Source organism: Streptomyces sp. NPDC002690, assembly GCF_053592415.1.
Genome location: NZ_JBSFVR010000334.1, coordinates 1 through 8,158, shown reverse-complemented (window position 1 = coordinate 8,158; position 8,158 = coordinate 1). Strand labels below are relative to the sequence as shown.

Genomic DNA, 8,158 nt, shown 5'->3' with positions numbered 1-8,158 from the left:
TCCAGGAATTCCAGCAGCAGGGGCAGCTCCTCGTCGGAGATTTCGCCGGCACCCCCTTGGGCGCCCGCCCGGTAGAAGAGATCGCTGTAGTTCGCCGCACACCCATGACCACGTGGTCGGCCTCGGCCGGCCTACCGTCCGCCAGCTCCACCCCGGCCGCCCGGCCGTCCTTCTCCACGACCCGGACCACCTCCGCGCCGAACACGAACTCCACCCGCCGGGCCAGACAGCGCTCGTACAGTGCGTCGGCCAGCGCCCGCATGCCGCCCGCCACGTACCAGGTGCCGAAGGTCTCCTCCATGTACGGCAGCAGCGCGGCGCTCGCCGGAGCCTCGCGCGGGTCGAGGCCGTACGACAGGGCGCAGCCGTCGAGCAGGGCGGCCAGCCGGGGATCGGCCAGCTCCCACGCGCCGACCTCGGCCAGGGTAGTGGCCTGCCGCGCCCCGCGCAGCAGTCGGCGCGTCCGGACGGCCGGATACGGGTCACGGCCGAGCACTTGCCAGTCCGGCCGCAGCGGCTCCTCCAGCAGCGGCCTTCGCGAGCGGTCCCAGGCGTCCCGGGCCCGGTCGAGGAACTCGCCCCACCGCGCCCCCGCGCCCCCGCCGAGCGTCCCGTCCAGGGCGGCCACCACCCCTGCCCGGGAGGCGTTGGGCAGCGAGACCCGGGTGCCGTCCGCGAAGACGTGATGGCTCGCCGGATCGACCTGGCTCAGCGTCACCCGCTGTTCCAGCGACTCCTTGCCGGTCTTGACGAAGAGGTCGCGCTGCACGGCCGGCAGGTGCAGCAGGGCCGGACCGGTGTCGAAGACGAAGCCGTCCCGTTCGTGCCGCCCGAGGGAGCCGCCGTACGTGTCCGACCGCTCGTACACCGTCACCCGGTGGCCTGCCACCGCGAGCCGGGCAGCCGCCGCCATGGCGCCCGTCCCGGCGCCGATCACCGCAATTCGTGCCATGCCGGTGACTTTATCGACCACCGGCGGGCGCCCGGGCGTCAGGTCGCGCCGCCCGTCCGGGCCCGGACGGCACGTCAGCGGTACGTCAGCGGTACGTCAGCCGTACGGCCAGCGCCGGCCGGCTCCGGCCACCTCACGCTCCTGCCGCCGCTCGGCCCGGCGGCGGAGGTAGCGGCGGATGCGGGACGCGAGCAAGTAGAGCGCCAGCAGACCGAGCACCAGCAGCACCGCCGCGACGGAGGCCGCCGCCACCGGGTGGAATATCGCGAAGGTGATGATGCCCGCCACGCCCAGGTCCTCCGCCGTGCTGACCACCACGTTGGAGAACGGCTCGGGGGAGGTGTTGACCGCCATGCGGGTACCGGCCTTGACCAGGTGGCTCAGCAGCGCGGTCGACCCGCCCACCGCCCCCGCCGCCAGTTCCGGCAGCGAACCGGAGTCGCCCGCCAGCAACGCGGCGACGACCGCCCCGGAGGCAGGCCTGACCACGGTGTGCACCGTGTCCCAGGCGGTGTCCAGATACGGGATCTTGTCCGCCACCGCCTCCAGGAGGAAGAGCAGTGCGGCCACGACGAGGACGTCGGTGCGCTGCAGGGACGCGGGGACCTCGTCGGTGAGGCCGGTCGCGCCGAAGACGCCGAGGAGCAGGACCACCGCGTACGCGTTGATCCCGCTCGCCCAGCCACTCGTGAAGACCAAGGGGAGTACGGACACGGAGGCGATCGTAGCCAGCCGGCGGCGGCTGCGGGTGGGCTCCCGCACACAGGTCTGAGTACGCGTACCTAGTGCCCCGGATGAGTAGGTACGCGGATGGGCCGCCACCCGCCCGGACGGAAGAGTGGAGGCATGGAAGGGGCACGGTGCCCGGACCGCCGGCACGGGGCGGCGGACGGTCCGTGCCTCCGACACAACGGGGGCGCACGACGGAGGAGCCAGGGGCCACGGGGGACCGGGGTCACGGGGGAAGGCTCCTCCGGCAGGACGCGGGACGCCGGTCCGGCGGGGTTCGAGGGGGATCGAACTCCACCGGACCGGCGTCTTTTCCGCTGCCGCGGTATCTCTTCGCTGTGGGCTGTGGGCTGTGGGCTGTGGGCTGTGGGCTGTGGGCTGTGGGCTGTGGGGGCCGTGGGCCGCCGCCGCTCTCAGCGCCCGCTGACCCGGCCGTGCAGCAGGAGCGACAGCGCCGAGTGGACCTCGTCGAGCGATCGTTCGGGCTGGAACGCCTGCCAGTCGAGAGCCGCCACCAGCACCATGCCGACCAGCGCGGCGGCGGTCAGCGGGATGTCGATCTCCGAACTCAGCTCGCCGTTCTCCACTCCGGCCCGCAGCTCGTCCTCCACCACGGCGACCGCCTCCTGGCGCACCACCAGGAGAGTCGCCTGCCAGGCCCGGTTGGTGCGCCAGAGCTCGGCCACGTAGAGCTGGGTGAAGGCCGGATAGCGGTCGATGAAGGCCAGCCCTGCCCGGATCATCGCGTCCAGCGCGGACACCCGGGTCCCGCCGCGGGCCGCCGTCTCTTCTGCCGCCGACCGCAGCGCGGCGGTCAGCAGGCCGACGCCGTGCCGCAACAGCTCTTCGAAGAGCTCGGTCTTGCTCTTGAAGTTGTAGTACACCGTGCCCTTGGCCACACCGGCCCGCTCGGCGATCTCGTCCACCGTGGTCGCCGAGAACCCCTTCTCGGCGATGAGGGTCACGGCCGCCTCGTAGAGCTTCTGCCGGGTCGCCTGGCGGCGGGTGGTGCCACTGCTTTCCATGGGGTCGATTCTCACAGGTCCGCCCATGCTCCGAGCCCGTTCGCCCCGAGCTTCACAGACTCAGCTCCGGGTGCAGCCGTTCCAGGGTCCACACCTGCTTGCGGCGGGCGGCGACCGCGGTCAGCGCGAGGGCCCCCGCCGTGAAGGCGGCCAGGACCACGCAGCCCCGCAGGACGGGCCCGGACCCACCGCCGGTGATCAGCCGGCGCAGCGCGTCGACGACGTAGCTCATCGGCAGCCAGGGGTGGATCGCCTCGAAGAAGCCCGGGCTGGTCCGGACGGGGTAGGTACCACCGGCCGAGGTCAGCTGGAGCATCAGCAGCGCCAGCACCAGAATCCGGCCCGCGGCGCCGAACCGGGCGTTCAGCCACTGCACGATCGCGGCGAAGCAGCAGGTCACCAGGGCGAGGAAGCCGACCGTGGCGACCGGATGCGCCATCTGAAGGCCCAGCCCCCAGTGGAGTACCGACATCAGCGCGGCGACCTGGACCAGGCCGGTCGCGGCCACCGGCAGCCAGCCGGCGAACGCGGTCCGGCGGGCGGAGGCACCGGCCGCGAGGGCGCGCCGGTTCAGCGGCTGCATCAGCATGTACGCGACCATCGCGCCGACCCAGAGCGAGAGCGGGATGAAGTAGGGGGCGAAGCCGGTGCCGTAGTTCGGAGCGGCGTGCAGGGACGAGGAGGCGAGGCGCACCGGGTCGGCCATCACGCCGGTACGCGCGTCGCGGTCGGCCTCGTCGTAGTCGGGAATCCGGCCGGCCCCGTCGCTCAGACCGTCGGCGAGGGCGGTGGAACCGTCGCTCAGGCGGTGCAGCCCGCTGTCCAGGCCGGTGGCGCCGGTCTTCAGCTCGCCGACGCCGGTGTCCAGCGCGGTGGCCCCGGACTTCGCCGTGGACAGCCCGGTGTGCAGGGTCCCGGCGCCCTCGGCGACCCGCTGGGCGCCCGCGTTGAGGGAGTTGACCTTGGCCACGGCCGACTCCAGGTCGTCGCCGAGCGCCGGGGCGTGCTCGGCCAGATCCTCCGCCCGCTGCTGCAGGACCGTCAGCCGGGTACGCAGCGAGGCGAGATCGCCGTCCTCGTCCTGCACCAGCGCCTCGACGTCGTCGGCGACCCGGGCGACGTCGGACGCCGCCGTCACCGCCTTCTCCAGCGGGCCGCAGACGGCGGGGTCCGGCACCGGCGCGTCCTCGCAGCGCTGCGCGTGCACGGCGGCGAGGTCGTCGGCGGCGGTGTGCGCGGCCGTGGCCGCGACGGGCGCGGTCTCCACCAGTTCGTCGAGGTTCTCCCGCACGGTCCGCGAGGCGTCGGCGACCAGCCGGGCGGTGTCCCCGACGGACTCGCCGCCGTCCTCCAGGAACGGGCGTACGTCCGCCGCGATCCCGTTGACCTCGTCGGCGAGGAGCTGGGTGCCGTCCGCCACCTGCCGCGATCCGGTCCGCAGATCGGCGGAGCCCCGGTCGAGCGCGGTGATGCCGTCGGAGAGCCGCTCGCTGCCCGCCTTGCTCTCCTTGAGGCCCTCGGCGAGGTCCTTCGAACCCCGCTCGGCCGTCGCGATACCGCTGTGCAGGTCGTCTGCGCCGGAGGCGGCCTTCGCCGTCGCGTCGTGGAGGTCGGAGAAGTCGACGAAGATCCGGTCGAGGAAGCCGCGCGAGGCCTCGGTCGACGCGGCGGCGCGGATCTCGGAGAACACCGTCCGGGAGATCTGGCCGACGATGTAGTTGTTGGCGTCGTTGGTACGCACCTGGAGGGCACCGGTGCTGGGGGAGTCGCCGCCGCTCGACGCGATCCGCCGGCTCAGGTCCCCGGGCAGGGTGAGCGAGAGGTAGTACGTACCGTCCTCGACACCCCGCCGGGCTTCGGAGGCGCTCACCCGGTGCCACTCGAAGGTCTCGGAGTCCAGCAGCTTCCGGGTGAGTTCGTCCCCGGCGGCGAGTCGTTCGCCGGCCGTTCCGCCCGCCCTGTCCGCTTCGGCCCCGTCGCCCTCGTCGGCCCCCGGTATCTCCGCGCCCTTGTCCTCGTTGACCAGGGCGACGGGAATCCGGTCCAGGTGCCCGTACGGGTCCCAGAAGGACCAGAGGTAGAGCGCCCCGTACAGCAGGGGCAGCAGCAGGAGTGCGGCGAGCGCGGCGCGCGGCAGCTTCCCCCTGCCGAATCGCTTCAGCTCAAGCCCGGCCAGACCCGTCGCGCGCATCGCCGGTCCCCTTCCCGTCGGAGTTGGTGGCGGTGGCGCCCGCCGAGGTTGCCTCGGTGGCGGTGGCGGTGGCGGTGGCGGTGGCGGTGGCGGTGGCGTCCGAGCCCGGGCCGGTGCGTACCGTCCGCACACCCCCGGGTGCCTCCGCGCACACCGCGAGCACGGTCGTGCCCCGGGCGGCGACGGCGCGCAGCAGCTCCCAGGCCGCCGCCCGGCCCTCGGTGCCGAGACCGAGGTCCGTGTCGTCGACCGCGAGCAGGCGGGGCTCGTCCAGCAGGGCGAGTGCGACGGAGAGCCGCAGCGCGTCCAGACGCTCCAGGTCCCGGGCCTGGGTCCGCCCGGCCTTGGGAAGGGCGGTGAGGTCGAGCCCGGCGACCTCCACCGCTCCGGCGATCCGCTCGCCCACGGCCGCGCGTTCCCGGTGCGGCCGGAGCAGTGCCCGGACGGGGCCGGTGTACCGGCTCCGGAGCAGGGCGCGCTCCCGCAGGTGTTCGGCGACGGTCAGGACCGGGTCGAGTTCGCTGACGCCGGGGACCGGCCCGAGCGCGGTGATACGGCGCACCGCGGCGAGCCGCCCCGGGAGCGGGTAGCCGCCCGTGCTCGCCCGGCCCTCGGTCGTCCGCATCCGGCCGGTGAGGGCCAGCAGCAGCGCGGTACGGCCGGAACCCGACGGACCCGCCACGGCGACGAGCGCGCCGGGCGGGGCGTCGAACTCCACGCCCCGGAACGCCCATCCGCGCGGCCCCCGCAGCCCGAGGCCGCGTACCTCCAAGGCCGCACCACGCGGTGCGCCCGCGGGTTCCACGTCCGTCATCGCTCTCCCTGCCTCGTACCCGGGTCCGCGTCGGCCCGGCACATTTTTTAAACTGACTGGTCAGTGCAAAAATCTAGCCCGAACTCGCTCCCGAAGCAAAGGACCGACGCGACCGGAGGAAAAACTCCAGGTCACAGGGGCTTGAACCGGATTGTCAGTGGTACCCGCCACCATGGACACATACGGCCATCGAGCCGTCACTGACGACAGGAGGATCGTCATGGCCAGCTCGTCCGCAGCTGCCGCCCCGCGGCGCCGCGCAGGCAGCCCTGCCCCCTCACCGACCGGACCGCCCGACGACGTGCACCCCGTCCCGCGCCGGGCCGGAGCACCGCCTGCCGCCCTCGATCTCCTCGCCAAGGCCCACGCCGGCCTGACCGAGGCCGCCGTACTCGACGTTCCCAACGAGCGCTACGCCACCGCACACCTCGCGGCCCTGCGCGCGGCCGCCGCCGTACTCGCCGCCCGTGGCCGCCCCGAGACCACCAAGCGCCACCGCGAACGCATCCGCAGCGCGTGGGAGGTGCTTCCGGAGATAGCGCCGGAGCTCACCGAATGGAGTGCGCTCTTCGCCTCCGGGGCCGGGCGGCGGGCCCGGGCCGAGGCGGGCCTTCCCGGTGCCGCGAGCCGGCGCGACGCCGACGACCTGTTGCGCGACGTGGCCATGTTCCTGCGGCTGGTGGAGCGGCTGCTCAGGCTCCACCCCTCCCTCCCTCAGCCGAGGACGGGCCGCCCCGGCGCGGGGTGACGGCGCTCCCCTCGGGCGGGGTGCGGGGTGACGGAGCGGGAAGCGCGAGGCAATAGGGTGGGGGCGCACCCGCACCACCTGCACCGTTCACGCTCCGCCGCCCCGCAGCGGCACCGTGCCGAGGAGTCATCTGCCGTGTCGGACCAGCCGCGCCCCCGCGCCTCCCTCCGTACCGCCGTGGTCTGGGAGGTCCTCAAGGGCGCCCTCGACCGCCAGGTGAAGGCGACCGGCAACGACAGCCTGGAGGTTCTGGACACCGGCGGCGGCACCGGCAACTTCGCCGTGCCCGTCGCCCGGCTGGGCCACCGCGTCACCGTCGTCGACCCCAGCCCCGACGCACTCTTCGCGCTGGAGCGCAGGGCCGACGAGGCGGGCGTCGCCGACCGGGTCCGCGGGGTCCAGGGCGACATCCTCGGGCTCTTCGACGTGGTGGAGCACGGCACGTTCGACGCGGTGCTCTGCCACGGCGTCCTGGAGTACGTGGACGAGCCGGCCGAAGGCGTGCGCAACGCGGTCGAGGCACTCCGCCCGTCCGGTGCGCTCAGCCTGCTCACCGCGGGCTCGGGCGGTGCCGTACTGGCCCGCGCCCTCGCCGGTCACTTCGTGGAGGCCCGCCGGGCGCTCACCGACCCGGCCGGCCGCTGGGGGGACGGCGACCCGGTGCCCCGCAGGTTCACCGCCGACCAGCTCTCCGCCCTGATCCGCGACGCGGGTCTCGACGTGACCTCGGTGCACGGTGTGCGGGTCTTCGCGGACCTCGTCCCCGGTGTGCTGGTGGACACCGAACCGGGTGCGATGGAGGCCCTGCTGAAGCTTGAGGCCGCCGCCGCCGAGCTGCCCGCCTTCCATTCCGTCGCCACCCAGCTGCACGTCCTGGGAGAGCGCCGGGCCTGACGGCGGCCCACCGGGGAACACGGGGTTGCGGGGGAGCGGCGGATCAACGCCGCGGAGAGGACGTGCCCGGTGCATCCCCTCTCGCTCCGGGCCCCCGATCCGGGCCCGGGCCCCGTATGATCGGGTGACAGGATCCGGCATGACGGATCGGCCGTCGGGGAATCAACGCCTCAAGGGCCGAACCGACATGGCGGTACGGACTGGCTGCTGGCTGGTGGGCGGGTTTCCCGGGGGCGATTCCCTGCCTATCCTGGAAGGGCCGCTTACCGGTCGCCCCCGCGGCCGACGACGAGGAGGACTCCGTGCCGCTCTCGGAGCACGAGCAGCGCATGCTCGAGCAGATGGAGCGAGCGCTGTACGCCGAAGATCCCAAGTTCGCGACAGCGCTTGAGGGAAGCGGGCTGCGTACGTACACCCGGCGACGGGTTTACCAGGCGGTCGCTGGTTTTCTGGTGGGTATCGCGCTCCTCATGGCCGGAATGGTCGCCCAGCAGATCTGGATCGGTGTGGTCGGGTTCCTCGTCATGCTCGGCTGTGCCGTACTCGCGGTCACCGGCTGGCGCAGGGCACCCAAGCCCGGAGAGCAGCCGCAGCGCGGCACCCCGGCGGCCGGGCACAGACCCAGACAACGCCGGTCGGTCATGAACCGCATCGAGCAACGGTGGCAGCGCCGCCGCGACGAACAGGGCCAGTGACACATCGCCCTCCCGCTGGCCCGGGAGGGGCTCGTACGACGTAACGCACGTACGACGCGACGAACGCACCGCATACGTCCGAGGGGCGGCAAGCAGTCGCAGTAGTCGTT

General features: G+C 73.5%; 8 protein-coding genes. 3 read left to right on the top strand and 5 right to left on the bottom strand.

The window, feature by feature from the left end; all coding sequences use genetic code 11:
• The 5 genes from ACWD3D_RS29465 to ACWD3D_RS29445 all read right to left on the bottom strand — a co-directional run.
• On the bottom strand, positions 1 to 952 hold a 952-nt coding region (locus tag ACWD3D_RS29465; RefSeq protein WP_451463812.1), incomplete at its 3' end, for a phytoene desaturase family protein.
• A 96-nt stretch (positions 953 to 1,048) separates the two neighbouring features.
• Positions 1,049 to 1,666 carry a DUF4126 domain-containing protein gene (locus ACWD3D_RS29460; protein ID WP_451463811.1) on the bottom strand — a complete coding sequence of 206 codons (618 nt, stop codon included), beginning with the start codon at positions 1,664 to 1,666 and terminating at the stop codon, positions 1,049 to 1,051.
• Between the two features lie 428 nt (positions 1,667 to 2,094).
• The gene (locus ACWD3D_RS29455) at positions 2,095 to 2,706 is read right to left on the bottom strand and encodes a TetR/AcrR family transcriptional regulator (RefSeq protein WP_451463810.1); all 612 of its coding nucleotides are present in this window, start codon (positions 2,704 to 2,706) and stop codon (positions 2,095 to 2,097) included.
• Positions 2,707 to 2,758: 52 nt separating this feature from the next.
• Positions 2,759 to 4,897: a YhgE/Pip family protein gene (locus ACWD3D_RS29450; protein ID WP_451463809.1), complete on the bottom strand. Its 2,139-nt coding sequence runs from the start codon at positions 4,895 to 4,897 to the stop codon at positions 2,759 to 2,761.
• Positions 4,869 to 5,711 (bottom strand): ATP-binding cassette domain-containing protein, encoded by an 843-nt coding sequence (locus ACWD3D_RS29445; protein WP_451463808.1) that lies wholly within the window; start codon positions 5,709 to 5,711, stop codon positions 4,869 to 4,871. Before ACWD3D_RS29445 ends, ACWD3D_RS29450 begins: the two co-directional genes overlap by 29 nt.
• 220 nt (positions 5,712 to 5,931) lie before the next feature.
• Between ACWD3D_RS29445 and ACWD3D_RS29440 the strand changes: the two genes are divergently transcribed.
• From ACWD3D_RS29440 to ACWD3D_RS29430, 3 genes are all read left to right on the top strand, one after another.
• Complete coding sequence (locus ACWD3D_RS29440) at positions 5,932 to 6,459, top strand: SAV_6107 family HEPN domain-containing protein (protein WP_451463807.1); 528 nt, start codon at positions 5,932 to 5,934, stop codon at positions 6,457 to 6,459.
• A 135-nt stretch (positions 6,460 to 6,594) separates the two neighbouring features.
• Positions 6,595 to 7,353, top strand: a complete 759-nt coding sequence (locus ACWD3D_RS29435; RefSeq protein ID WP_451463806.1) for a methyltransferase — start codon at positions 6,595 to 6,597, stop codon at positions 7,351 to 7,353.
• A 302-nt stretch (positions 7,354 to 7,655) separates the two neighbouring features.
• Entirely contained in the window at positions 7,656 to 8,048 is a 393-nt protein-coding gene (locus ACWD3D_RS29430; RefSeq protein ID WP_451463805.1) for a DUF3040 domain-containing protein, read from the top strand.
• Positions 8,049 to 8,158: the final 110 nt, after the last annotated feature.